Origin of the sequence: Burkholderia sp. BCC1047 (genome assembly GCF_902833155.1) — a bacterium.
Lineage (GTDB): Bacteria > Pseudomonadota > Gammaproteobacteria > Burkholderiales > Burkholderiaceae > Burkholderia > Burkholderia sola.
Map to the genome: position 1 here is coordinate 63,691 of NZ_CADFEH010000011.1, position 23,767 is coordinate 87,457.

Annotated in this window: 21 protein-coding genes; 7 read left to right on the plus strand and 14 right to left on the minus strand. The window is 69.7% G+C overall.

The features are described from left to right. Positions 1-48 precede the first annotated feature (48 nt). Both HWX55_RS13955 and HWX55_RS13960 read left to right on the plus strand, forming a co-directional pair. Positions 49-723, plus strand: a complete 675-nt coding sequence (locus HWX55_RS13955; protein ID WP_089489305.1) for a response regulator — start codon at positions 49-51, stop codon at positions 721-723. A 151-nt stretch (positions 724-874) separates the two neighbouring features. Further along, complete coding sequence (locus HWX55_RS13960) at positions 875-2,296, plus strand: sensor histidine kinase (protein ID WP_175976180.1); 1,422 nt, start codon at positions 875-877, stop codon at positions 2,294-2,296. A gap of 55 nt (positions 2,297-2,351) precedes the next feature. Here HWX55_RS13960 and HWX55_RS13965 read toward each other — a convergent pair whose 3' ends face one another. The 8 genes from HWX55_RS13965 to HWX55_RS14000 all read right to left on the minus strand — a co-directional run bounded on the left by HWX55_RS13965 (position 2,352) and on the right by HWX55_RS14000 (position 10,480). After that, positions 2,352-3,218, minus strand: a complete 867-nt coding sequence (locus HWX55_RS13965; RefSeq protein WP_175976099.1) for an MOSC N-terminal beta barrel domain-containing protein — start codon at positions 3,216-3,218, stop codon at positions 2,352-2,354. An 87-nt stretch (positions 3,219-3,305) separates the two neighbouring features. Next, complete coding sequence (locus HWX55_RS13970; protein WP_175976100.1) at positions 3,306-4,259, minus strand: ABC transporter substrate-binding protein; 954 nt, start codon at positions 4,257-4,259, stop codon at positions 3,306-3,308. A gap of 33 nt (positions 4,260-4,292) precedes the next feature. After that, positions 4,293-5,477, minus strand: coding sequence for a cytochrome c (locus HWX55_RS13975; protein ID WP_175976101.1), 1,185 nt, complete (start codon positions 5,475-5,477; stop codon positions 4,293-4,295). Between the two features lie 50 nt (positions 5,478-5,527). Continuing rightward, a complete protein-coding gene (locus tag HWX55_RS13980; protein WP_124554183.1) occupies positions 5,528-6,349 on the minus strand; it encodes an ABC transporter ATP-binding protein in 822 nt (273 codons plus the stop codon). Further along, entirely contained in the window at positions 6,343-7,440 is a 1,098-nt protein-coding gene (locus HWX55_RS13985) for an ABC transporter permease subunit (RefSeq protein WP_175976181.1), read from the minus strand. The genes HWX55_RS13980 and HWX55_RS13985 overlap by 7 nt, the downstream gene beginning before the upstream one ends. A 4-nt stretch (positions 7,441-7,444) precedes the next feature. Then, entirely contained in the window at positions 7,445-8,479 is a 1,035-nt protein-coding gene (locus HWX55_RS13990) for an ABC transporter substrate-binding protein (protein WP_175976102.1), read from the minus strand. A gap of 33 nt (positions 8,480-8,512) precedes the next feature. Next, positions 8,513-9,352, minus strand: coding sequence for a class II aldolase/adducin family protein (locus HWX55_RS13995; RefSeq protein WP_126366506.1), 840 nt, complete (start codon positions 9,350-9,352; stop codon positions 8,513-8,515). 42 nt (positions 9,353-9,394) lie between these two features. After that, complete coding sequence (locus HWX55_RS14000; protein ID WP_050010917.1) at positions 9,395-10,480, minus strand: LLM class flavin-dependent oxidoreductase; 1,086 nt, start codon at positions 10,478-10,480, stop codon at positions 9,395-9,397. A 241-nt stretch (positions 10,481-10,721) separates the two neighbouring features. Here HWX55_RS14000 and HWX55_RS14005 point away from each other — a divergent pair, with 241 nt between their 5' ends. Continuing rightward, entirely contained in the window at positions 10,722-12,080 is a 1,359-nt protein-coding gene (locus tag HWX55_RS14005; RefSeq protein ID WP_175976103.1) for an acyl-CoA dehydrogenase family protein, read from the plus strand. 70 nt (positions 12,081-12,150) lie between these two features. Here HWX55_RS14005 and HWX55_RS14010 read toward each other — a convergent pair whose 3' ends face one another. After that, positions 12,151-13,125, minus strand: coding sequence for a LysR family transcriptional regulator (locus tag HWX55_RS14010; protein ID WP_175976104.1), 975 nt, complete (start codon positions 13,123-13,125; stop codon positions 12,151-12,153). Between the two features lie 17 nt (positions 13,126-13,142). On the opposite strand from HWX55_RS14010, the gene HWX55_RS14015 reads away from it, so the two are divergent. Both HWX55_RS14015 and HWX55_RS14020 read left to right on the plus strand, forming a co-directional pair. Next, entirely contained in the window at positions 13,143-13,709 is a 567-nt protein-coding gene (locus HWX55_RS14015) for a cysteine dioxygenase (RefSeq protein ID WP_006482085.1), read from the plus strand. Between the two features lie 118 nt (positions 13,710-13,827). Further along, a complete protein-coding gene (locus tag HWX55_RS14020; RefSeq protein ID WP_175976105.1) occupies positions 13,828-15,459 on the plus strand; it encodes a rhodanese-related sulfurtransferase in 1,632 nt (543 codons plus the stop codon). A gap of 69 nt (positions 15,460-15,528) precedes the next feature. On the opposite strand, the gene HWX55_RS14025 is transcribed toward HWX55_RS14020, so the two are convergent. Continuing rightward, positions 15,529-16,674, minus strand: a complete 1,146-nt coding sequence (locus HWX55_RS14025) for a glycerophosphodiester phosphodiesterase (protein WP_050010922.1) — start codon at positions 16,672-16,674, stop codon at positions 15,529-15,531. Between the two features lie 369 nt (positions 16,675-17,043). Between HWX55_RS14025 and HWX55_RS14030 the strand changes: the two genes are divergently transcribed. Further along, positions 17,044-18,108, plus strand: coding sequence for a squalene/phytoene synthase family protein (locus HWX55_RS14030; RefSeq protein ID WP_175976106.1), 1,065 nt, complete (start codon positions 17,044-17,046; stop codon positions 18,106-18,108). 480 nt (positions 18,109-18,588) lie between these two features. Next, positions 18,589-19,803: a porin gene (locus HWX55_RS14035; protein ID WP_050010924.1), complete on the plus strand. Its 1,215-nt coding sequence runs from the start codon at positions 18,589-18,591 to the stop codon at positions 19,801-19,803. Between the two features lie 110 nt (positions 19,804-19,913). Here HWX55_RS14035 and HWX55_RS14040 read toward each other — a convergent pair whose 3' ends face one another. The 4 genes from HWX55_RS14040 to HWX55_RS14055 all read right to left on the minus strand — a co-directional run bounded on the left by HWX55_RS14040 (position 19,914) and on the right by HWX55_RS14055 (position 23,742). Then, positions 19,914-20,333, minus strand: coding sequence for a cupin domain-containing protein (locus tag HWX55_RS14040; RefSeq protein WP_175976107.1), 420 nt, complete (start codon positions 20,331-20,333; stop codon positions 19,914-19,916). A 10-nt stretch (positions 20,334-20,343) separates the two neighbouring features. Then, the gene (locus HWX55_RS14045) at positions 20,344-20,781 is read right to left on the minus strand and encodes a carboxymuconolactone decarboxylase family protein (RefSeq protein ID WP_050010931.1); all 438 of its coding nucleotides are present in this window, start codon (positions 20,779-20,781) and stop codon (positions 20,344-20,346) included. Positions 20,782-20,891: 110 nt separating this feature from the next. Next, positions 20,892-22,361: a PLP-dependent aminotransferase family protein gene (locus tag HWX55_RS14050; protein ID WP_175976108.1), complete on the minus strand. Its 1,470-nt coding sequence runs from the start codon at positions 22,359-22,361 to the stop codon at positions 20,892-20,894. A 103-nt stretch (positions 22,362-22,464) separates the two neighbouring features. After that, complete coding sequence (locus tag HWX55_RS14055; RefSeq protein ID WP_175976109.1) at positions 22,465-23,742, minus strand: MFS transporter; 1,278 nt, start codon at positions 23,740-23,742, stop codon at positions 22,465-22,467. Between the last annotated feature and the right edge of the window lie 25 nt (positions 23,743-23,767).

Sequence of the window (23,767 nt, forward strand, 5' to 3'; positions counted from 1 at the left end):
AAGGATCATGTAATGTAGCGGGCTGTCGCTGACCTTACCGGAATCCCCATGCGCGTGCTGCTCGTCGAAGACAACCCGAACCTGGCCCAGTCGCTGAACGACGCGCTGAGCGCCGCGCGCTTCGCGGTCGATCACATGGCCGACGGCGAGGCGGCGGACCACGTGCTGCGCACGCAGGATTACGCGCTGGTGATCCTCGATCTCGGGCTGCCGAAGCTCGACGGGCTGGAGGTGCTGCGGCGGCTGCGCGCCCGTCGCAATCCGGTGCCGGTGCTGATCCTCACCGCGCATGGGTCGGTCGAGGATCGCGTGAAAGGGCTCGATCTCGGCGCCGACGACTATCTCGCGAAGCCGTTCGAGCTGACCGAACTGGAGGCGCGCGCCCGCGCGCTGATCCGGCGCAGCCTCGGTCACGAACATTCGCGCGTCGAATGCGGGCCGCTTTCGTACGACAGTATCGACCGCGGCTTTCATCTCGCGGGCGAGCCGCTGTCGCTCACGCCGCGCGAGCGCTCGGTGCTCGAGGTGCTGATCCTGCGCAACGGCCGCGCGATCAACAAGGACACGCTGTCGGAGAAGATCTTCGGGCTCGACGAATCGGTGAATGCCGATGCGATCGAGATCTACGTGTACCGGCTGCGCAAGAAGCTGGAGAACTCGGGCGTCGCGATCGTCACGCTGCGCGGGTTGGGCTATCTGCTCGAAGCGAAGGCGGACGAGTGATCCGCCTTCACGCTCACCGTCATTCACTGGCCCCCGAGGAGGCGCATGCCGTCCCCGTCCGGCTTCGCGACGCCGGCCTCCTGCGCGGGCGCAGGGCGATGTCCCGCGAATGCCCCGCTATGCCCGTCGGGATGGCCCGGCGCGCGGCATGATGACCCGCCCGAACCTGCGCGCGCAGGTCGCGCTGTGGCTGCTGCTACCGCTGCTCGGCCTGCTCGCGCTCGACTCGTGGCTCACGTACCAGCGCGCGATGAGCGCCGCGCACGTCGCGTTCGACCGCACGCTGTCGTCGTCGTTGAAGTCGATTCGCGAAGGCGTGCGGCTCAACGCCGGCGAGATCGAGGTCGACCTGCCGTATCTCGCGCTCGAAATGCTCGAATCGAGCGACGGCGGCAAGATCTACTACCTGATCCGCGAGGACAACGGCCGCACGGTCACCGGCTATCCCGATCTACCGCTGCCCCATGGCCGCGACGCGGGCGACGGCGCACTGTTCGTCACGCGCTACTACGACGTCGTGTATCGCGGCGAGCAATTGCGGATGGCCGCGTTGCGTATTCCCGTGCACGACGTGCCGACCGCGCAGTCGCGCATCGTGTGGGTGATGGTCGGCGAGACGATCGAGGCGCGTCAGGCGCTCGCGCGCGAGATCCTGATCGGGTCGCTGCTGCAGGAAGGGTTGCTCGTCGTGCTGGCGCTCGGGATCGTGTGGCTCGGCGTCGGGCGCGGGCTGCGGCCGCTGAACCGGCTGTCGGCGACGGTCGCCGCGCGCAGCGAGGACGACACGACGCCGCTCGACACGGGCGCGATGCCGAGCGAACTCGCGCCGCTCGTCGACTCGATCAACCAGTACATCGGCCGCACGCAGCGGATGCAGGTGGCGCGGCGGCGCTTCTTCGCCGATGCGGCCCATCAGCTGAAGACGCCGCTCGCGGCCGTGCAGGCGGGCGTCGAACTCGCGTTGCGGCCCGACGAGCAGCCGCGCGCGAACGTGCACCTGCGGCGCGCGAACGGCGCGGTGCGGCAGGCCGCGAAGATCGTCCAGCAACTGCTGTCGCTGTCGCGGCTCGATTCGGACAGCGGTCATGCGGTCGCGCACAAGCCGGTCGCGCTGCATCGGCTCGCGCGCAGCGTGACGCTGGACTGGTCGCCCGTCGCACGCGCGCGCGACATCGATCTCGGCTTCGAGCACGAGGCCGACGTCGACGTGCTCGGGCAGTCCGACCTGCTCGGCGAGATGATCGGCAATCTGATCGACAACGCGATTCGTTATGCGGGCGACCATGCGGTGATCACGGTGCGCGTGTCGCGCGACGGCGAACAGGCGCGGCTCGACGTGATCGACAACGGGCCGGGCATTCCGGCCGACGAACGCGACGCGGTGTTCGAGCGCTTCCATCGCGGCAGCAAGACGCAGACGGTCGAAGGCACGGGGCTCGGGCTGTCGATCGTGCGGGAGATCGCGCGCGTGCATCAGGGCAGCGTGATGCTGACCGATGCGGCGGGCGGCGGGCTGATCGTGACGATCCGGCTGCCGGCGGCGGCGAGCGACGCGATGCCGCGCGCCGCGTGATGGCGCGCGACGATACGGCACGGGAAGGGGACGGGCGGCGCTGTCCGGCTGCGGCTCAGTCGCCGAACCCGATCTCCGCTTCGACCGGCTGCCCGACTTCGAGCCACGCGCCCGCGCCTTCGACGACGATCGCATTGATGCCGAACGTCAGCGCGCCGTCGTAATTCGGGTTCGCGCGATAGGTCTGCATCGTGTCGGTCGGCTCGTGCGGCCATGCGGGATCGGGCGTGCCGGTGGCCTGGTCGATCGTCGGCACCGGGCAGCGCGTGCACAGCTTCACGAGCCGCAGCCGCACCGGCGTGTCGCCGTCGGTGTCGAGGTGCTCGACGAAATCCTCTTCGTACGCGTCGAGATCCGACACGACGATGTTCGGACGGAAGCGGTTCATCGGGATCGCCGGCGCGCCTTTCGCGGCGAGCCGCGCATTCAGGTCGTCGAGCGACGACTGACCGATCACGAGCAGCGGATAGGCGTCCGAGAATTGCGTATGCGTATCGATGTCGCCGGTCCATTGGCGGTTGCAGCCGCGGCGCGCGTCGGGGCCGAAGCGCGCGAGCTTCGTCGGCGTGCCGAGGAATTCGGTGAGCCACGCGGCCGTGTCGGCGCCCGTGTCGATCGCGTCGACGGTGTCGCGCCACACGGTCGCGGCCATCTTTGGCGTGGCGGGCGTCGCGTCGCCATCCAGCGGCGTGCGGATGGCCGGCATGCCCGGCGCGTTCAGCACGAGCGCGTCGCTGTCGAGCGTCGGGCGGATCAGCGCGAGGCGCGGGTGCGTACGTTGCGTCAGCATCTGCCCGTGCGGATCGGTGATCAGCCAGTGGCGGTCGTACGCGAGGCCCGTTTCGAGCAGTTGCGCACGCGGCAGCGCGATGCCGGCGCAGGATTTGATCGGGTAGACGAAGAGTTCGGTGATGGCTGGCATGACGCTGGCTGAAGGCGGGATGGTCGAATCGCGATTGTGCCAGATCATGCCTGAGCCGTTTGCGCAGCCGCGCGCGGCCCCCGCCCGTCACGCGAGCGGGAAGCCCGTGTCGAAGGTCGTGCGCACGTCGAGCGGCTGGCGCAACAGCCCGGCCTTCAGGTAGAAGTCGGCCGTGCGCTGCTGTTTGGCGATCACCGCTGCGTCGATCGGCTGCCAGCGCGTGCCGCGGCGCTCGAACTGCAGCTTCGCGGCGGCCGGCGGAATGCCGATGATGCGCGCGAGCGCGGCCGAATACGCGTCGACGTGCCGGTACGACCAGGCCTGCGCGCGCACGACGCGCCGCAGGAAATCGTGCAGCACGTCGCGCTTCGATGCGATCGCCGCGTCGGTCGCCGCAAGATAGCTGAGGCCCGACCACAGCCCGCGGCCGTTGACCAGCACGCGTGCGCGGCCGCTCGTTTCGGCGAGCGCCGTATAGGGCTCCCAGGTCGCCCACGCGTCGATCGAGCCGGTGGCGAGCGCCAGCATCGTGTCGGCCGGCGGCAGGAAGCGGAACGACACGGCGTCGGGCGGCAGGCCGGCCGCGTCGAGCGCCTTCAGCGTGACGAAATGGCCGATCGAGCCGCGCGTGGTGCCGATGCGCTTGCCTTTCAGGTCGGCCGCGCCTTTCAGCGCGGCGTCGGGTTGCACGAGCACGGCCGTGCCGTACGGATCGGAACGGTTCGCGCCGATCACCTTGATACGGGCGCCCGACGCGAGCGCGAAGATCACCGGCGCGTCGCCGATCGGCCCGCAGTCGACGGCGGCCGCGTTCAGCGCTTCCGCGAGCGGCGCGGCGGCCGGGAATTCGGTCCACGCGATGTCGTATGCGAGGCCGTTCAGTTCGCCGGCCGCTTCGAGCAGCGCGCGCAGCCCGCCTTTCTGGTCGCCGGCGCGCAGCAGCGGGCGGGCGCCCGATTGCGCGCGCACGGCGGCCGGCGCGGCGACGATCGTGGCAAGGGCGCTCGCCTGCGCGAGGAAGTGGCGTCGGGTCGGATTCATCGTGAAGTTCTGTCGAAGGAAGGATTCGTGGGTTCAATGCGGGAGCCCGGCCTGTACGTCGCGCACGGGTTCCTGATCGACGCGCAGCAGCAGCGCGGTCAATGCGTCGCCGCTTGTCGCGCGCGCGGCGGCCGGCCGGACCGCCGCATCCGAGCGGCACAGCAGGTCGGCATCCGACCAGCCGGCGCTGCCCGGCAACGCACGTGCCCGCAGCCAGCCGCGCCGATCCGCAAGCAGTTGCGTGCCGCCGAGCGCGTCGGGCGCGACGCCGGCAATCGTCGCGAATGCGCGCCACGCATCGGCCGTCGTCGCGACGCAGTTCGCGCGCGCGCCGGCTGACGTTGGCACGGGCGCGCCGCGCTCGGTGACGAGCAAGGTCTGCCAGCGCGCGTCTTCCGGCGGTGGCGTCGCACCCGGCGCGAGCGCGACGACGCGCACGCGCTGGCCTTCGCGCCAGCGCTCGAGCACCTGAGGCGCGGCGTCGCCGCAGCGCACGTCGAGTGCCGGCAGCGGGACCGGCACCGGCCACGCGCCTTCCGCCTGCGCGCCGCTGCCGGCGGCCAGCGCTTTCAGGTAATCGAGCACGGCCCATGTGTCCTGCGGGCCGAGCGTCGCCGCGAAGCCGGGCATCGTCGCTGCGCCGTGCTGGTCCTGCGTGCCGTGGCGCACGCGCCAGAACAGTTCGCCGTCGAGGCGACGCGCGAGCAGCGTGCCGGCGAAGGTCGGCGGCCAGTGCGCGAGCGTGGCCGCGAGCGGCCCTTCGCCGCGTCCGTCCGCGCCGTGGCAGGCCGCGCAATGTTGCGTATACAGGTGCGCGCCGCGCATCACGTTCGATACGGAAAACGGCGCGGGATCGCGCTGGAAGCTCGTCGGCACGGCAGGCGCGAGCCACAGCGAAGCGGGCGGCCACGGCGCGAACCACGCGACGGCGAGCGCGGCGATGGCCCACGCGACACGCCGCTTGCGCGAAGCCAGCGCGGTGCAGGCGAGCACGACGGCCAGCGCCGTCACGCCACAGGCGAACGCGAGCTGCCGCGTGAGTCCCGCGTCGATGCGCAGTGTTTCGAGCGCGATGCGGCGTGCCCACGGCCACGCGGCCTGGCTCCCCGCGTCGCCGGTCAGGCCGAGCGCGTGCAGCACCCGCGCCAACGCGATCTGCGCGCGATACAGCAGTTGCAGGAACGCGATGGCCCAGTCGGCGAACGGCGGCGCGTTCATCGCGCGCGTCTCCGGCGTACCGCGGTCAAACGTCGAACGGCATCCGGCATCTACCAGCTCGCATCGAGCCCGAGATGCCGCAGCGCGTCGTGACGCAATGCGGCGAGGCGCGGGTCGCCGCGATGGCGCGGGTAGGGCAGGTCGACGCGCAGTTCGGCGACGATCCGTGCCGGGCGCGGCCCGAACACGATCACGCGCTGCGCGAGGAACAACGCTTCTTCCACGTCGTGCGTGACGAGCAGCGCGGAGAAACCGTCGCGTTGCCACAGCGCGGTCAACTCGGCCTGCATCGTGAGCCGCGTCAGCGAATCGAGCTTGCCGAGCGGTTCGTCGAGGATCAGCAAGCGCGGATCGTTGACGAGCGCGCGGGCGAGTGCGACGCGCTGCGCCATCCCGCCGGACAACTGATGCGGAAACACGTTCGCGAACTCCTGCAGCCCGACGCGCGCGAGCGCATCGTCGACGCGATGCTGCGCGGTGCGCGCGACACCGCGCGCTTCGAGGCCGAGCGCGACGTTCGCGCGCACGCGCCGCCACGGGTACAGCGTCGGGTCCTGGAACACGACGATGCGCGACGGATCGGGGCGCTCGATCGGCGTGCCGTCCTGCGCGATCGTTCCTTGCCGCGCGGCGTCGAGCCCCGCGACGAGCCGCAGCAGCGTCGATTTCCCGCAACCGCTCGGGCCGAGCAGCGCGACGAATTCGCCGGCCGCGACCGACAGCGACACGTCGTCGAGCACCGGCAGCGCGCCGCCGGGGCCGTCGAACGCATGGCTCACGCGGCGGATGTCGATGCGTGCGCCGCGGGGCGACGTGACGGCGGGTGCCGCGACAGTGGCAGCGGACGATTCGAGTACGGCGGCGCTTACCATTTGACGGTTCCTTTCTGCCACGCGAGCACACGGTCGCGCACCGCGAACAGCAGCGCGATCAGCCCGGAAAACAGCAGCGCCATCACGATCAGCGCCGCATACATGTTCACGTACGACGCCCAGCCCTGCGCCCAGCTCAGATACCAGCCGAGCCCCGACTTGACGCCCATCATCTCGGCGACGACCAGCACCGTGAACGACGCGCTCAGCCCCATGAAGATGCCGACGAACACGTGCGGCAGCGCGGCCGGAATCGCGACGCGCAGCACGAGGAAGCGCGCGTTCGCGCCGAGCGTGCGCGCGACGTCGTAGTACTGCTTGTTCACGCTCGCGACGCCCGACCACGTCAGCACGGCGACCGGGAACCCGGTGGCGAGCGCGATCAGGAACGCCGCGGCCGAATAGCTCGACGGGAAGAAGTAGAACGTGAGCGGCAGCAGCGCGGTGGCCGGCACGGGGCCGAGCACGCGCAGCACCGGATGCACCCAGTAGCCGATCCGGCGCGACCAGCCGATCGACACGCCGACCGCGAAGCCCACCGTGACGCCGTACGCGAACCCGAGCGCGAGCAGCTTCAGCGTGTTGCCGGCGCTGCCGGCGAGGCGCGGCCAGTCGTCGACGTAGACCTCGATCAGTGCCTGCGGCGGCGCGAAGAACGGCGTCGGCAGCCAGCCGGTTTTCGCGGTGACGATTTCCCACGCGGCGAGCACGAGCGGCAGCGCGACGAGCCACGGGCCGGCCGGTCGCACGCGCGCGAGCCGCGTGCGGGTCGCCGCGACGAGATGGCCGAGCGTCGCGGCGACGAGCAGCAGCGCGGCGATCGTCCACGCGGCCGTGCCGAACGTGTCGGTGTACGCCCAGTCGCTGAAGCCGACGATCCGGTTCGGCCACAGTTGCGTGAGCGCGCCGAGCGCGGCCCACGCCAGCGCGGCGGCGATGCCGGTCGGCCAGGTGCGCGCGCGCCGGGCTTCTGCGGCGAGCGTGGCTTCGCAAGTCGTGCAGGCTGCGCGCGCGGTAGCGGTAGCGCTGGCAGCGTCGGTGGCCGGAGCCGATACGGCGCGTGCGGCGGAAGCGTGTTCGATCGTCGACATCGCGTTACCCCAGTACGTTCGCATAGACCTGCTGCGCGAAGCGCTGCGGGTCCGTGCTCTTCTTCAGCACGCTGATGCGCCGGAAATCGTCCGCATAGAACGCGATTTCCTGCTGCAGGTCGACGCTGGTCGGGTGATGCGTGTAGGTGAGCGTCGCGTACAGCTTGCGCAGATCCTCGGGGCTGATCTTCGGCGAATACTTTGCGAACACCTTTGCGGCTTCGTTCGGGTTGTCGTGCGTGTATTCGGTAGCCTGCACGATCGAGCGCGCGAGCGCGGCGGCCGACGGCCGGTCGTTGCGCACGAGGTCGCCGCGCGCGCCTATCACGCAGCACACCTTGCGCGCGTATTCGCCGGACAGGTTGGTCGCGAGTTCGGTGTACGCGCCGTTGCTGCGCTTTTCGAGCAGATAGAGATTCGGGTCGCCGTCGGCGATCGCGTGGATTTCGCCCTTGTCGACCGCGACGCCGAGCAGGTCGGCCGGATACTGCCGCCACGTGATGTCGCGCTCGGGATCGATGCCGTTCTTCGCGAGCAGGATCGAGAAGAAGTGCTTGCCGGGCGCGGCCAGATCGCTGACGCCGACCGTCTTGCCCTTCAGCGCCTGCAGCGTCGTGACGCCTGCGGCCTTCGCGCCGAGCAGCCGCACGCAGCCGCCGTGCGAGCTGCCGATGATCTTCACGTCGAAGCCGGCTTCGAGCGGCTTCAGCCAGCGGTGGATCATCCCGACCGCCGCATCGGCCTTGCCGGTCGCGATCGATTCGAGCAGTTGATCGGTCGAGCCGCTGTAGTTGATCAGCTCGACCTTCAGCCCGTTCTTCTCGAAGAAGCCGCGCTCCTGCGCGACGACGATCGGCGTCAGGCAGAACGCGTTCTGGTTCCACGCGAACGTGAGCTTCTTCAGCGGCGGCGCGGACCACGCGTTGCGGCCGAGCGTGATCGCCGGCACGGCGAGCGCGGCTGCGCCGGCCGCGCGCAGCAGGCGGCGGCGTTGGTCGTCGTGCGCGTCGTGGGGGGCGGGTGCGGTGGTTTGGGTCATGTTGTCTGGTCTCCGGTCGTACGGTCAGGCTGCTCAGTCGAGCAGGTCGGGTTCGTCGGCGACGACGCGCGCGAACAGGCTGTCGAACGCATGCAGCGCGCCGTCGGGGCCGCCGATCTGGCCGTGCGTATGGCGCGCGGTCGCATGATCGATCGGTTGCGGCGTGCCGGCCGCTTCGGCCAGCAACTGCGTGTGCGCGACGTTGTCGAGCGCGATGTACCACCACGCGGCGGCCTCGACCGTCGGGCCGGCCGTCAGGATCCCGTGGTTCTTCAGGATCACGCCCTTGTGCGTGGTGCCGTCCGGCTTCGCGAGCGCATCGGCGATCCGCGCGCCTTCGCTGGTGTCGACGACCATCCCCGTGAAGTCGTCGAACAGCGCGTGGTCTTCATAGAACACGCACGCGTCCTGCGTGAGCGGATCGAGCGGGCGGCCGAGCGTCGACCAGGCCTTGCCGTAGGTCGAATGCGTGTGCGCGGCGGCGACGACGTGCGGATGGGCTTCGTGGATTGCCGCATGGATCGCGAACGCGGCCTTGTTCAGCGGCCGCGTGCCGATCGCGGTTTCGCCGCGCGCGTTGACGAGCAGTAGGTCGGACACCTTGATCTGCGAGAAATGCACGCCGAGCGGGTTCACCCAGAAATGGTCGGGCAGCTCCGGATCGCGTGCGGTGATGTGGCCGGCGAGGCCCGCCGCGAAGCCGAAGCGCGCGAACAGGCGGAACGCGGCCGCGAGCCGCTCCTGCCGGTGGCGGCGCTCGGCGGCGACGTCGACGCGCGGCGCGGGCGGATCGAACCAGAAGTGCTGGCGCGGCGTATCGGCGAGCACGAGGCCCGATGCGGTACGGTGGGGCGAGGACAGGACGGCGGACATGATCGCGTATGGCTCCAGTGGGCTCCGTTGACGCCGTTAGGCTCAGGCGGCGCGGCGCGCCGCGTCGCGTGCGGCGACGGCGCTGCGCACGCGCGGAATCAGTTCGCGGCCGTAATCGATCGCGTCTTCCAGCGGATCGAAGCCGCGGATCAGGAACGTCGTCACGCCGAGGTCGTAGTAGTCGAGCAGCGCGTCGGCGACCTGTTCGGGCGTGCCGACGAGCGCCGTCGAATTCGAGCGCGCGCCGGTGAGCTTCGCGATCTCGGTCCACAGCCGCTTGTCGACGCGCGAGCCGCGCTCGGCCGCGGCGAGCAGGCGGCGCGCGCCTTCGCTCTGCTGCGGGCCGCCGGCGCCGAGTCCGGCCGCTTCGCGCAGCCGGCGCGTCTCGTCGAGGATGCGGTGCGCACGCGCCCACGCTTCGTCCTCGGTCGCCGCGAGGATCGGGCGGAACGACACGGAGAAGCGCACCTGGCGGCCGTGTTTCGCGGCTTCGGCGCGGACGCGCGTCGTCAGGTCGCGCACCTGGTCGAGCGATTCGCCCCACAGCGCGTAGACGTCCGCGTGCTTGCCGGCCACCGCGAGCGCGGCTTCCGATGCGCCGCCGAAGTAGATCGGCACGTGCGGCTGCTGGACCGGCTTCACTTCCGAGAAACCCTGCTTGAAGCGGTAATGCGCGCCGTCGTGATCGAACGGCTGCGCTTCGGTCCAGATCCGCCGCAGGATGCCGAGGTATTCGTCGGTGCGCGCATAGCGTGCGTCGTGATCGAGGAAATCGCCGTCGCGCTGCTGTTCGCTGTCCGAGCCGCCGGAGATGAAGTGGACGGCGAGCCGGCCGCGGCTGAACTGGTCGAGCGTCGCGATCTGCCGGGCGGCGAGCGTCGGCGCGGTGAAGCCCGGGCGATGCGCGAGCATGAAATGGATGCGCTCGGTCGCGGCCGCCGCGAACGCGATCGTCAGCGTCGCCGACGGGCCGGTCGAGTGATGCGGCACGAGAATCCGGTCGAAGCCGGCCGTTTCGTGGGCGCGGGCAAAGTCGCGCACATAGTCGGGATCGACCACGGGGCCGGACGCCGGGTGGATTTCCGACTGCTTCTGGCTCTGGATCATGCCGATGAATTCGACGCTCATCTGGGGTCTCCGGTACAGGGACGTCCCGGCGCACGGCCGGGCAGGAATGGAGCGCAGGTTAACGCCGGGATCATGCGGAATGGAAATAATCAATCCCGATTTGAATATCAGATTTGCATGGTTTGGGGCCGTATGCGTTGCGCATACGCTATGGGCTCGTGAATGATCGGGCGCGCGTTCGCGCTGTATTTGCCGCCGCGCTTTCGCCGCCGTGTTCGACCTACCCAGGGAATCCGTTTCGATGTCCGCCAGCCTTGCCGCTTCCTCGCCGCCACCGCAACCTTCGCTGCGCCTTCTGCCTGTCGACGACGCTGACGTCGTCGCCGATGCGGACGCCGACGAGACGAGCGACGCGCGCGTCGCCGCGCTGCTCGAGCGTCTCGCCCCCGAGCTCGCCGCCGATGCGGCTCGCAACGACGTCGACGGCCGCTTTCCGCACGAGAACTTCGCACGGCTGCATCGTGCCGGGCTGATCGCGCAGGTCGTGCCGCGCGAGCACGGCGGCGCCGGGGCGACGCTGGCGCGGGCGAGCCGGATCGTCGCCGCCGTCGCGCGGGCCGACCCGGCGACCGCGCTGGTGCTGACGATGACGTATCTGCAGCATCGCGCGCTCGGCCGCGCCGACAACCGCTGGCCGGCGCAGGTGCGACGCGCGGTGTTCGACAGCGCGGTCGCGCACGGCGCGCTGATCAACGCGCTGCGCGTCGAGCCCGCGCTCGGTTCGCCGTCGCGCGGCGGGCTGCCGGACACTATCGCACGCCGCGATGGCGACGGCTGGCGGCTGTCGGGCCACAAGCTCTACAGCACCGGCATCCCGGCGCTGCGCTGGCTGGCCGTGTGGGCGCGGACCGACGAGCCGACGCCGCGCGTCGGCGTGTTTCTCGTGCCGCGCGACCCGGAGACCGACGGCGACCGCATCCGCGTGATCGAAAGCTGGAATCACGTCGGCCTGCGCGCGTCGGGCAGCCACGAGGTCGTGTTCGACGACGTGCCGCTGCCGGCCGATCACGCGGTCGACGTGCGCGCGCCGGACGCATGGGCCGTGTCGGCTGCCGCGCACGCGGATGCCGATGCGCAGGCCGATCAGCAGGCGTGGATGGTCGCGCTGCTCGGCAGCCTGTACGACGCGGTGGCGCGCGCGTCGCGCGACTGGCTGGTCGAGTTCGCGACGACGCGTGCGCCCAGCGGGCTCGGCGCGCCGCTCGCGACGCTGCCGCGCGTGCAGGAGGCGGTCGGTGAAATCGAGGGCTGGCTGCATACGAATCGCGTGCTGCTCGACGATCACATCGCGCGCACCGACGCAGGCAACGCGCCGTCGCTGACGACCAGCGGCCTCGTCAAGCGCACCGTGACCGAGCACGCGATCCGGACGGTCGAGCAGGCGCTGAAGCTGTCGGGCAATCACGGGCTGAGCCGCGCGAATCCGCTCGAACGCCACTATCGCGACGTGCTGTGCAGCCGCGTGCATACGCCGCAGGACGACGCGATCGCGGTGGCGGCGGGGCGGGCGGTGCTCGATGCGACGACGCGCGGGCAGACGAACGCGGCGGCGGACGCAACGTCACGCAACGGGATCGAAACCGGTCGACGCGATGCGTGAGCCGGGCCGGGTTGCCGCGCCCGGAAATGGCGCGGCGGGAGGCAGGCGCTGCGCGGCGGCCGCAGCGACGTCAAGCGGCCTTGTCGTCCGATTGCTCGGGCAGCGCGAACGCCGTGCGCGCATGCGCGGCGACGGCCGCCAGCGGCGCGTCGAGGCGCGCCGCATCGTGCCGGCGCAGCAGCCACAGGTCGATCTGCGGCTTGAAATCGGCGAGTGGGACGATATCGAGCGCGTCGCGCAGCGGGCTGCCTTCGACGAGCGGCAGCGGCATCAGCCCGAGGCCGAAGCCGTTCGCGACGCTCTGCAGTTGCAGGTCGCGTCCGTACGCATCGAGCGTGACCGGCATCGGCAGGCCCTGCGCGTCGAGCGCGCGCCGCAGGCCCGCACGAAAGCCGCAGCCGTCCGGATTGAGCACCCAGCCGCGCGCGTGGCAATCGGCAAGCCGGTAGCTGCGTCGCGGCCAGTCGCCCTTGCGGCCGACCGCGACGAGCCGCGTGGCCAGCAACCGTTCACCCTCGACCTGCGCCGGCAGCACCATTTCGCGGGCGAGGAAGACCAGCGCCGCATCGAGTTCGCGGCGGGCGACGCGTTCGACGAGCAGGCCGCCCCATGCGGTCGTGACCTGCGTCGCGAGCGCGGGCCACTGCGCGGCGAGCTCCGCGATGAGCGCCGGCAGCATCAGCTCGCCGAGCCCTTGTGTGAGCCCGATCCGGAATTCACCGGCCGGTGGCTGCTCGCCGGCCGCCAGTTCGCGCAGCGCGTCGACCTCGCGCAGGATCGCGCGACACTGCTCGAACACCTGCCGGCCGATGTCGGTCGGGCGCGGCGGCTTCGTGTTGCGGTCGAGCAGCGTCACGCCGAGCGCTTCCTCGAGATTCTGGACGCGCCGCGTGATCGCGGGCTGCGTCATCCCGAGCTCGGCCGCGGCCTGGCTCAGGGTCTGACAGCGGACGACCGCTGCAAAAGCGTCGATATCGCTAATTTTCATGTTTGTTCTGCATGGTCTTTCGGGTGCATCATGACGATCCATCATATTCCGCATCATATTCGAGGAGCCGGCCGATGAGTACGCTTTCGTTGCAGCAGACGCCGCTGCGTCCGTTCGTCGAGGGGCTGGATGCGCTGCTCGCGTCCGGCGCGAACGAGGCGCGCATTCTCGACGAGGGCGGCGCGCTGCTCGCCGCGCTGGTCGAACACGACGACTGGTTGCCCGACGCGTTCGCGCAGCCCGATCCCGAGCGTTACCGGCAGTACCTGCTGCATCTCGACCCGGACGAGCGCTTCTCGGTCGTCAGCTTCGTGTGGGGGCCCGGCCAGGCGACGCCGATCCACGACCACACGGTGTGGGGGTTGATCGGGATGCTGCGCGGCGGCGAGTTCTCGCAGCCGTACCGGTTCGACGCGGCCGGCAAGCCGGTGCCCGCGGGCGACGCCGTGCGGCTGCAGCCGGGCGAGGTCGAGGCCGTGTCGCCGCGCATCGGCGACGTGCATCGCGTGACCAACGCGTTCGCCGACCAGGTATCGATCAGCATCCACGTGTACGGTGCGAACATCGGCAAGGTCGAGCGTGCGGTGTACCTGGACGACGGCACCGTGAAGCCGTTCGTGTCCGGCTATTCGAATGCCTGACGCGAATGCCTGACGCCCGGCCCGCTCGCGCGGCCCGTTGCGGGTGCGCGCGGGCAGGGCCACGCTTGCTCCGTTCCGCTTTCTTCATCGACTTCAACATATTCAACACCGAGACATCGTGACGCAATCCGCCGACTCCACTTCTACTTTCCGCTTTCCCGCCGCGTCGTACCAGGACGTACGCGCGCGCCTGCTGGCCCGCGACGAGATCGCGCTGATCGACGTACGCGAGGAAGATCCGTACGCGCAGGGCCATCCGCTGTGGGCCGCCAACTTTCCGTTGTCGAAGCTCGAACTCGACGCGTGGACGCGGATTCCGCGCCGCGACACGCCGATCGTCGTGTTCGGCGAAGCGGGTGGCGAGGATCTCGCGCCGCGCGCGGCCGCGACGCTCGCGCGGCTCGGCTACACCGACGTGCGGCTGCTCGACGGCGGCCTCGCGGGCTGGGTCGCGGCGGGCGGCGAACTGTTCATCGACGTGAACGTGCCGAGCAAGTCGTTCGGCGAATGGGTCGAGGCCGAGCGCCATACGCCGTCGCTGTCCGCGCAGGAGGTGCAGGCGCTGATCGACGCGAAAGCCGATGTCGTGATCGTCGACGCGCGGCGTTTCGACGAGTACCAGACGATGAACATCCCGACGTCGACCAGCGTGCCGGGCGCGGAGCTCGTGCTGCGCGTGCGCGCGCTCGCGCCGGATCCGCGGACGCAGGTGATCGTCAACTGCGCGGGCCGCACGCGCAGCATCATCGGCACGCAGTCGCTCGTCAACGCGGGGCTGCCGAATCCGGTCGCCGCGCTGCGCAACGGCACGATCGGCTGGACGCTGGCCGGCCAGACGCTCGAGCGCGGCGCGGCGCGGCGTTTTCCGGACGAGATCGACGCGACGCAGCGCGCCGACGCGCGTCGGGCCGCCCGCGCGGTGGCCGAGCGCGCGGGCGTGCCGCGTATCGCGCTGGCCGACGTCGCGGCGCTCGACGAACCGGGCCGCACGCTGTACCGCTTCGACGTGCGTACGCCCGAGGAATACGAAGCCGGCCACCTGCCGGGCTTCCTGAGCACGCCGGGCGGCCAGCTCGTGCAGGAGACCGACCATCACGCGGCCGTGCGCGGCGCGCGGATCGTGCTGGCCGACGACGACGGCGTGCGCGCGGACATGACCGCGTCGTGGCTCGCGCAGATGGGCTGGGACGTGCGCGTCGTCGAGCCGGCCGGCACGGCGGCATTCACCGAGCGCGGTCAGCCGCCGCGCGACGTGCCGGCGACGCCGCCCGCAGCCGACGTGTCGCCCGCGACGCTCGCCGGCTGGCTGAAGGAAGCCGCGCCGGGCGAACTCGCGATCGTCGACGTGACGGCCAGCGCGAACTACGTGAAGCGTCATATCCCGGGCGCGTGGTTTGCCGTGCGCGCGCAGTTGCGCGACGCGCTGGCGGCGATTCCGCCCGCGAAGCGCTACGTGTTCACGTGCGGATCGAGCTTGCTCGCGCGGTTCGCGGCGGACGACGCCCGCGCGCTGCTGCCGGCATCGGCCGAGATCCGGGTGCTGACCGGCGGGACGGCCGCGTGGATCGACGCCGGGCTGCCGCTCGAGAGCGGCGAGACGCATCTCGCGTCGCCGCGCGTCGACCGCTACCGGCGCCCGTACGAAGGCACCGACAACGCGGCCGCCGCGATGCAGGCATATCTCGACTGGGAATACGGGCTGGTCGACCAGTTGAAGCGGGACGGCACGCACCACTTCAACGTGATCTGAGCGATACGGTGCAACCGGGCGCGGCGCGTCGTGCGCGGCGCCCGGTCGCGAGCGGGTCGGCGCCGGGTATCAGCGCTTGAACGTATCGACGGCCGTGCGGCCGACGGCCGGATCGTCGGTGAAGAAGCCGTCGATGCCCGCGCGCAGGTACGCCTGGATCTCGCGCACCGAGCCGGCCGTGTTGCGCGTGGCCGGCGTGCCGCCGTCCTTCAGCGACGCGGGCAGGAAGTTGTTCTCCGGGCGGAACGTGTACGGATGCACGACGAGGCCGGCCTCGTGCGCATGGCGCACGTACGGCGTCGGCTGCTGCAGCGTGCCGTCCGCGGCGACCGCGATGATCGACGTCTTGTACGGCCCGACGCCGTTCGCATAGGTCGCGATCTCGCGCATCCCGTCGCGCGTCGACAGGTCGCCGTAGGTGCGCGTGTCGTTTGCCTTCACGAAGTCGTACGGGCGCTGGCCGGCTTCGTCCATCAGCTGCACGAGCTTCCAGTTCGGCTGGCTCGACTTGATCCGGTTGCGGATCGTCTTCAGGTTCGCGACCTCGAACGACTGGATGTAGACGGTCGCCGTGCGCGACGTGTACGCATCCTTCAGCAGCGCGTCGACGAGGCGATCCTCGAGCGGCAGGCCGATCGACTGGAAGTAGGTCGGATGCTTGGTTTCCGGATACAGGTGGATCGTGCGGCCGGTCTGCGCGGACATCTGTTTCGCGAGCGCGACGATCTCGTCGAACGTCGGAATCTCGAACTGGTCGTTGTACGCGGTGTTGGCCGGGCGCACCTGCGGGATGCGTTCGCGCGCCCGCAGCGTCTTCAGCTCGGCGAGCGTGAAATCCTCGGTGAACCAGCCGGTCAACTGCGTGCCGTCGATCGTCTTGGTCGCCTTGCGGCTCGCGAACTGCGGCAGCGTCGACACGTTCGTCGTGCCCGAGATCTCGTTCTCGTGGCGCGCGACGAGCACGCCGTCGCGGGTCGACACGAGGTCGGGTTCGATCACGTCGGCGCCGTCCTCGATCGCCTTGCGGTACGACGCGAGCGTGTGTTCGGGGCGCAGCGCGCTTGCGCCGCGATGGCCGACCACCTGGACCTTCGCGGAAATCGGCTGCGTGGGATCGCGCGTCAGATCGTCGTCGCCGCCGCACGCGGCGAGCAGGAACGCGGCGGCACAGGCGAACGGGACGTAGCGCAGGGAGGTCGGGCGCTTGAGGGGCATGTCGATGAACCTTCGAAACGGAGTCGGGAAAGGGCGCTCGCGCCGGCGGCCGGGCAGGGCGCCGGGCTGCGGAGTCGAACGGTGCGCGATCGTCGCATCGAATCATTACATATGTATTACTTCGACCTTTCCGTTTCGTTTTGGGGCGGCGGTGTGCACGGTAGCGCGCGTGACGGCAGGCTGGCGCGCACCGCATTCCAGCCGTCACAGCGAACCCGCGCGCCGGATGCACTAAACTTGCGGGAATTTTGCATCGCCGCACCGGGGCCGACGCCCGCCTGACGCGACGATGCGGCGACTCGCGGGCCGGCGCGGGCGCCCGGCGCCCGTGTGCGTCCGGGGCCCGCGCCGGCCGATTTTTCCCGACCCATGACGACCCATACCGATCCCGCCTATCTGCTCGGCGAGCTGCTGAAGAACGTTTCCCGCTCCTTCTACCTGACGCTGCGCGTGCTGCCCGACGGCATGCGCGACCCGGTCGGCCTGGCGTATTTGCTGGCGCGCGCGGCCGACACGATCGCCGACACGGCCCTTGTCGCGCCCGACCGGCGCGCGGCGCTGCTGACCGACCTGCGCGACGACGTCGAGCGGCTCGGCGACGGTGCGGCGCTGTCGCGTTCGCTCGACGACGTGACGCGGATGCAGACCGATTCGCACGAACACCTGCTGCTCGGCTCGATGGAGCCGATGCTCGCGCTGCTGCGCGCGCAGCCGGAGGCCGATCGCGCGTCGATCCGCAAGGTCGTCGCGACGCTCACGGCGGGGATGGAATTCGACCTGCGCACGTTTCCGGACGAGCAGTCGGGGCAGGTCGCCTCGCTGCCGACGCGCGACATGCTCGACCGCTACACGTATCTCGTCGCCGGCTGCGTCGGCGAATTCTGGACCGACATGACGGGGATGCACACGCGCGCCGCGCGCGGCTGGGATCTGGCGGACATGCGTGAGATGGGCATCCGTTTCGGCAAGGCGCTGCAGATGACCAACATCCTGCGCGACTGCGCGAAGGACCTGCGCATCGGCCGCTGCTACCTGCCCGACGACGTGCTGCGCGCGCACGGGCTCGTGGTGGCCGACCTGATGCAGCCCGAGGCGTCGGCGCGCGCGCGCGGCGTACTGGTCGACCTGCTGCGCGTCGCGCTCGACCAGTATCGCGACGCCTGCCTGTATACGCTCGCGATCCCGCGCCGTTTCGTGCGGCTGCGGCTCGCGTGCCTGTGGCCGATCATGATCGGGCTCGAAACGCTCGAGCTGCTGGCCGGCCACGCGGCGTGGCTCGATCCGGCGAAGCCGGCCAAGGTGCCGAGAAAGCGCATCTACCGGATCATGGCGGCGTCGCTCGTGCTGGTCGGTTCGAACACGGCGATTCGCGCGCGCCTGTCCGCGCTCGCCGATGCGGTGTCCGCGCGGCTGGCTCCTGCGCCACGGCATTGAAGATCGCCGGCGCGCCCCCCGCCGGCATCGCCTCCCGGTCCGCGTTCGCCGGACCGTACCCGTCCGGTTTCCGGCACGCCGACTAAAAACGTTTTCATGATTTCGTGTCTCGAAATGTGGGTGTCACGAATGTCGGCGATCCTGCGCGGCGGCGTGAATCGCGGCGTCAGCTTCGAACGCGCATTGGTAAGACGTTTTGTCGCCGAAGGCGTCTGACGACATCGGGCGGTCGTGTTGCACCCGTAAAAATGTAAAGCTAGGGTTTTCACCGGCAAACGGCGGAAACACCCGCTGCACAAGCGTTTCGGGCTGTCTTGTAACCGTTTGGTGAACCGCTGCGTTGCGTCGATCATACGATGACCGACCGCACATGTTGGGAAACAATCGGTAATCCGTCAGAATCGCGTCGGCATGTACTCGCACATGTGTCGGTCATAAAACCACACCAGAAAAGAAACATTCTTTGAGGACGGAGAATCAATGAAAAAGCGCGTCGCTTTTGCCATGACGGCAGCGGGTCTCGCAGCCGCTACCGCCGCCCACGCCCAGAGCAGCGTGACCCTGTACGGTATCGTCGACAACGGTATCGCCTGGCAGAACAACTCGTCGGCAGTCGGTGCGACCACGGGCGGTCACTCGAAGGTGCAAATGTCCACCGGCGTGTGGGCAGGCAGCCGCTTCGGCCTGAAGGGCAGCGAAGATCTCGGCGGCGGCACGAAGGCGATTTTCCAGTTGGAAGCCGGCGTCAACACGGCTAACGGCTCGTCGCAGTGGACGGGCGGCATCTTCACGCGTCAGGCATGGGTTGGCCTGACCAACTCCACGTACGGTACGCTGACGGCCGGCCGCCAGTACACCGCGTACTACACGCTGCTGTCGCCGTACAGCCCGACGACCTGGCTGACCGGCTACTACGGCGCGCACCCGGGCGATATCGATTCGCTGGATACCAGCTACCGCGCGAACAACTCGCTCGTCTACATGTCGCCGAAGTTCTACGGCTTCACGGTCGGCGGTTCGTACTCGTTCGGCGGCGTCGCAGGCGCGACGAACCGCGGCTCGACGTGGAGCGCGGCGATCCAGTACCTGAACGGCCCGGCAGGCATCGCGGTCGGCTACCAGAAGATCAATAACTCGACGCTCGGCGGCGGTGTGTGGGGCGCGAACTCGACCGCCCAGAACGGTCTGGACACGAGCGGCAACGGTGCGGAACAGGCCGTGTCGTCGATCAACAACGGCTACAAGACGGCACAGTCGCAACAGCGCGTCGCCGTGACGGCCGGTTACCAGTTCACGCCGTCGTGGGACATTTCGGCGTCGTACTCGAACGTCCAGTACATCCCGGGCGTGGGCTCGTCGTTCCGCAACACGGCGATCTTCAACACGGCAGGCGCCGTGCTGCACTGGAAGGCATCGCCGCAGTGGGACTTCGCCGCAGGCTACTCGTACACGCGTGCGACCGAGTCGAACGGCATCTCGAGCTCGGCCAAGTACCACCAGGTCACGCTGTCGCAGTACTACAGCCTGTCGAAGCGCACGGGCCTGTACGCGGTTGAGGCGTACCAGCACGCGAGCGGCAACACGCTCAACGGCGCGGCGGTCATCGCGGCAACGACGTCGATCGGCGACGGCGTGGGCGCGGGTTCGAAGCAGAACCAGATCGGCGTCGGCGTCGGCCTGATCCACCGCTTCTGATGTCGCGCGGCGCGCGAGCGCCGCTCACGGCATGCGGTATGAAAAAACCGGCCTTCGGGCCGGTTTTTTTCGTTTACGTCGCGAGCCGACGCACGATCCGTCGCGTCGGATCACTGATCGATCGGCGACTTCAGCGGCTGATGCTCGCCTGTCAACCCGAACACGACGAGTTGCGCGGGCTCGGTCGCGCTCGCGTTGCGCGACACCTGATGGCGCGAGCCGGGCGGCTCGTACCAGCCTTCGCCAGCGCGATAGCGGCGCAGCGGGCCGTCGTTCACCTGCGACAGCACTGCGCCTTTCGACACGACGGCGAACACCGAGCCGAGATGCCGGTGCGCTTCGGACGCCTGACCGGGCGCATAGTCGACCGTCGCGACGACAGCGAGCTTGCCGGGCGATTCGGGCACGGCCTGCTGCATGATCGCGTGCACGGTGTCGTCGGCGTCGTGCGCGTGAGCGGCGGCCGGCAGCGCCGCGGCGAGCACGAGCCCGGCGCACAGCGCGACGCGATGGAGCGGGGAACGGATCATCGTCGGCTCCTTACTCGGGCATCTTGCGGAACGCGATCGCGAAGCGGTTCCACGCGTTGATCGTCGCGATCAGCATCGACAGATCGAACAGCTCCTCGTCGGTGAAGTGCGGCTTCACGGCTTCCCAGACGGCGTCGGGCACATGGTTGCTGGCCACCAGCGTCAGCGCCTCGGTCCATTCCAGCGCCGCGCGTTCGCGCTCGGTGAAGAACGGCGTTTCGCGCCACGTGACGACGGTCGCGAGACGGCGGTCGGTTTCGCCGCCCTTGCGCGCGTCGGTCGTGTGCATGTCGACGCAGAACGCGCAGCCGTTGATCTGCGATGCGCGCAGGCGGACGAGTTCGGCGAGCGGCTTCTCGATCGAGCTCTTCGCGAGGAATTCCTCGGCGTTGCGCATCACCTTGATCGCATTCGGGCTGGCGGCATAGAAGTTCAGGCGCGGTTGCATGGCGGGTCCTTTTCGGTTGGGGGCGCCGGGGTGGCGCGACAGGACCCACTTTAAGCGCCGCACTGGCCTGCTTGAATAGCCAATTCCACGGAAATTCAGGTAACCAGTAGTCACCCGCCCGCGATGCCGGCATCCAGCAAGCCGGCCAGCTTCGCGAGCGCCGTGTCGATGCGCAGCGCGTCGATCCCGCCATAGCCGAACAGCAGCCCCGGGCGCACCGGCACGCCCATGTGAAACGCCGAAATCCCGTACAGGCCGATGTCCTGCGCGTGCGCCGCGCGGACCAGCGCCGCTTCGTCGAGCCCTGGCTTCAGGTGCGCGGCGAGATGGATGCCGGCGGTCGGCACGATCGCGTCGAACCACGGCGCGAGTTCGCCGCGCAGGTGCGCGATCAGCATCTTGCGACGCGCGTCGTAGTGCTTCTGCACGCGCTTCAGGTGTCGCGCGAAATCGCCTTCGAGCATGAAGCGCGCGAGCGCCGCCTGCGTCAGCGTGCACGTGTGCCAGTCGACGATCTGCTTCGCCTTGGCCAGCGCGCCGCGCAGCGCGCGCGGCGGAATCGCGTAGCCGATCCGCAGCTCGGGAAAGATCGTCTTCGAGAACGTGCCGACGTACGCGACGAGGCCCGTGCGGTCGAGGCTCTTCAGCGATTCGACCGGCCGGCCCTCGAAGCGGAATTCGCCGTCGTAGTCGTCCTCGATGATCACCGCGCGGCGGCGCTGCGCCCATTCGAGCAGTGCGACGCGGCGATCGAGCGTCATCGGCATGCCGAGCGGGAACTGGTGCGACGGCGTCACGTAGACGAGCCGCGCGTCGTCCGGCAGCCGTTCCGTGACGAGGCCCTGCGCGTCGACCGGCACGCCGATCACCGTCGCGCCGAGCGACGCGAACGCGGCGCGCGCGGGCGGATAGCCGGGATCCTCGACCGCGACGACGTCGCCCGGCCGCACGACGACGCGCGCGAGCAGGTCGAGCGCCTGTTGCGCGCCTTGCGTGACGAGCACGTCGTCCCAGCTGCAGGCGACCGCGCGGCTGAATCCGACGTAGCGCGCGATCGCGCCGCGCAACTGCGGATCGCCGGCCGGGTCGTGGTACTGGCCGGGGCCGCGCGCCTGCTGGCGCAGCGCGTGATGCAGGCAGCGCCGCCACGCGTCGAACGGGAACAGCGTCTTGTCGGTCACGCCGCCGCGAAAGTCGAAGCCGGGCGCGTCCTGCGGCGCGGGCATCGCGAGCGCGTCGGGCAGGTCGTTCCACAGCGCGCGTGCATCGACCGCGTCGATGCACGGCATCTCGTCGACGATCGACGGCGCCGACGTCGCCGCGGCATGCGGCACGCGCGCGAGGCCGCCGGCGACGAACGTGCCGTCGCCCGCGCGCGTCGTCAGGTAGCCCTCGGCGGCGAGGCGCTCGAACGCGTCGAGCGTCGTCTTGCGCGACACGCCGAGCTGTTTCGCGAGGTCGCGCGTCGACGGCAGCCGCGCGCCGCCTTCGAGCCGCCCGTCGACGATCGCCGTGCGCAGTTGCCGGAAGATTTGCCCCGTCAGGTCGTGACGGCCTTCGATGCGGATCGCGATGTCCATCGCAGTGGTTACCTTGATTCCCGGGATTTCGCGTGGATCAGCATACCGGAAGTCGACCGGGCGGCGGCCGTTCGCGGGTAGCGGCCGCAGCCACGTCCGGAATTCAAAGCGACGTCGCCTTCGTCTCCGGCAGCAGCAGGACGGCGAGCAGCACCACGCCATAGGCTGCGCCGGAAAAGATCGCGATGGCCAGCGCGAGGCCGAGCGAATGGCTCAGCATCCCGACGAGGCTCGGGAACAGCGCGCCGATGCCGCGTCCGAAGTTGTAGGTGAAGCTTTGCGCATTGGCGCGGAACGTCGACGGATACAGTTCCGTCAGGTACGCGCCGACGCCGCTGAAGATGCCGCATGACGAAAAACCGAGCGGAAAGCCGAGCCACAGCATCTGTGCATTCGACAGCGGGACGGTCAGGTACGCGCACACCGACACGAGGGAGAGCGCGGAGAACAGCATGAAGTTGCGTCGGCGTCCCCACCAGTCGGAAAGATACGCGCCGACGACATAGCCGCAAAACGACCCGACGACGATCACGAACAGATAGGCGCCCGTATCGAGCACCGACAGGTGTCGCTCGATCTTGAGAAAGGCCGGCAGCCACGTCGACATCGCATAGAAGCCGCCCTGGATGCCGGTGCAGAGCAGTGCGGCCAGCACCGTGCGCCGTGCGTGCGCGCGCGAGAAGATCGCCCACACCGACGGCCGGCCTGCGCCTTGTCTGCGGGCGGCGTCCGCCTGTACGAACACCTCCGGTTCGGGCACGTGCTTGCGTACGTACAGGACGAGCAGGGCGGGCACGATACCGACCCAGAACAGGCTGCGCCAGGCCAGCGACTCGGGAAGGACCGAAAACGCGATGCTGTAGAGAATCGCCGCGCCGCCCCAGCCGATGGCCCAGCCGCTCTGCACGAGGCCGACCGCCTTGCCGCGATGGGCGGGTGCGACGATTTCGCCGATCAGCACGGCGCCGACGGCCCATTCGCCGCCGAAGCCGAGCCCTTGCAGCGCACGCAGCACGAAGATCTGCTCGAAGTTCTGCGCGAAACCGATTGCCAGCGTGCAGACGGAGAACCACAGGATCGTCCCCTGCAATACCTTGACCCGTCCGTATCGATCCGCGAGGATGCCGGCGATCCAGCCGCCCACGGACGAGAAAATCAGCGTCACGGTGCTCAACAGGCCGGCCTTGCCGCGATCGAGGCCCCACAGGTCGATCAGCGAAGCCAGCACGAAGCTGAACACCATGAAGTCGAACGCATCGGTCGCCCAGCCGGCGAACGCCGCCTTGAACGCGCGCTTGCCGGCGGTATCGAGTTCGGCGTACCACGACGCGCGCGGCACGATTCGCAGCGCGGCTTCGTCGGCATCTCTCGTTGTCGTCATTGTTGTTGTTCGTGAAGTAGGAATG

Bases quoted from the DNA above. Each gene is read 5' to 3' on its own strand.
- HWX55_RS13955 (WP_089489305.1), top strand. From the start codon at position 49: ATGCGCGTGCTGCTCGTCGAAGACAACCCGAACCTGGCCCAGTCGCTG.
- HWX55_RS13960 (WP_175976180.1), top strand. From the start codon at position 875: ATGACCCGCCCGAACCTGCGCGCGCAGGTCGCGCTGTGGCTGCTGCTA.
- HWX55_RS13965 (WP_175976099.1), bottom strand. From the start codon at position 3,218: ATGCCAGCCATCACCGAACTCTTCGTCTACCCGATCAAATCCTGCGCC.
- HWX55_RS13970 (WP_175976100.1), bottom strand. From the start codon at position 4,259: ATGAATCCGACCCGACGCCACTTCCTCGCGCAGGCGAGCGCCCTTGCC.
- HWX55_RS13975 (WP_175976101.1), bottom strand. From the start codon at position 5,477: ATGAACGCGCCGCCGTTCGCCGACTGGGCCATCGCGTTCCTGCAACTG.
- HWX55_RS13980 (WP_124554183.1), bottom strand. From the start codon at position 6,349: ATGGTAAGCGCCGCCGTACTCGAATCGTCCGCTGCCACTGTCGCGGCA.
- HWX55_RS13985 (WP_175976181.1), bottom strand. From the start codon at position 7,440: ATGTCGACGATCGAACACGCTTCCGCCGCACGCGCCGTATCGGCTCCG.
- HWX55_RS13990 (WP_175976102.1), bottom strand. From the start codon at position 8,479: ATGACCCAAACCACCGCACCCGCCCCCCACGACGCGCACGACGACCAA.
- HWX55_RS13995 (WP_126366506.1), bottom strand. From the start codon at position 9,352: ATGTCCGCCGTCCTGTCCTCGCCCCACCGTACCGCATCGGGCCTCGTG.
- HWX55_RS14000 (WP_050010917.1), bottom strand. From the start codon at position 10,480: ATGAGCGTCGAATTCATCGGCATGATCCAGAGCCAGAAGCAGTCGGAA.
- HWX55_RS14005 (WP_175976103.1), top strand. From the start codon at position 10,722: ATGTCCGCCAGCCTTGCCGCTTCCTCGCCGCCACCGCAACCTTCGCTG.
- HWX55_RS14010 (WP_175976104.1), bottom strand. From the start codon at position 13,125: ATGATGCGGAATATGATGGATCGTCATGATGCACCCGAAAGACCATGC.
- HWX55_RS14015 (WP_006482085.1), top strand. From the start codon at position 13,143: ATGAGTACGCTTTCGTTGCAGCAGACGCCGCTGCGTCCGTTCGTCGAG.
- HWX55_RS14025 (WP_050010922.1), bottom strand. From the start codon at position 16,674: ATGCCCCTCAAGCGCCCGACCTCCCTGCGCTACGTCCCGTTCGCCTGT.
- HWX55_RS14030 (WP_175976106.1), top strand. From the start codon at position 17,044: ATGACGACCCATACCGATCCCGCCTATCTGCTCGGCGAGCTGCTGAAG.
- HWX55_RS14035 (WP_050010924.1), top strand. From the start codon at position 18,589: ATGAAAAAGCGCGTCGCTTTTGCCATGACGGCAGCGGGTCTCGCAGCC.
- HWX55_RS14040 (WP_175976107.1), bottom strand. From the start codon at position 20,333: ATGATCCGTTCCCCGCTCCATCGCGTCGCGCTGTGCGCCGGGCTCGTG.
- HWX55_RS14045 (WP_050010931.1), bottom strand. From the start codon at position 20,781: ATGCAACCGCGCCTGAACTTCTATGCCGCCAGCCCGAATGCGATCAAG.
- HWX55_RS14050 (WP_175976108.1), bottom strand. From the start codon at position 22,361: ATGGACATCGCGATCCGCATCGAAGGCCGTCACGACCTGACGGGGCAA.
- HWX55_RS14055 (WP_175976109.1), bottom strand. From the start codon at position 23,742: ATGACGACAACGAGAGATGCCGACGAAGCCGCGCTGCGAATCGTGCCG.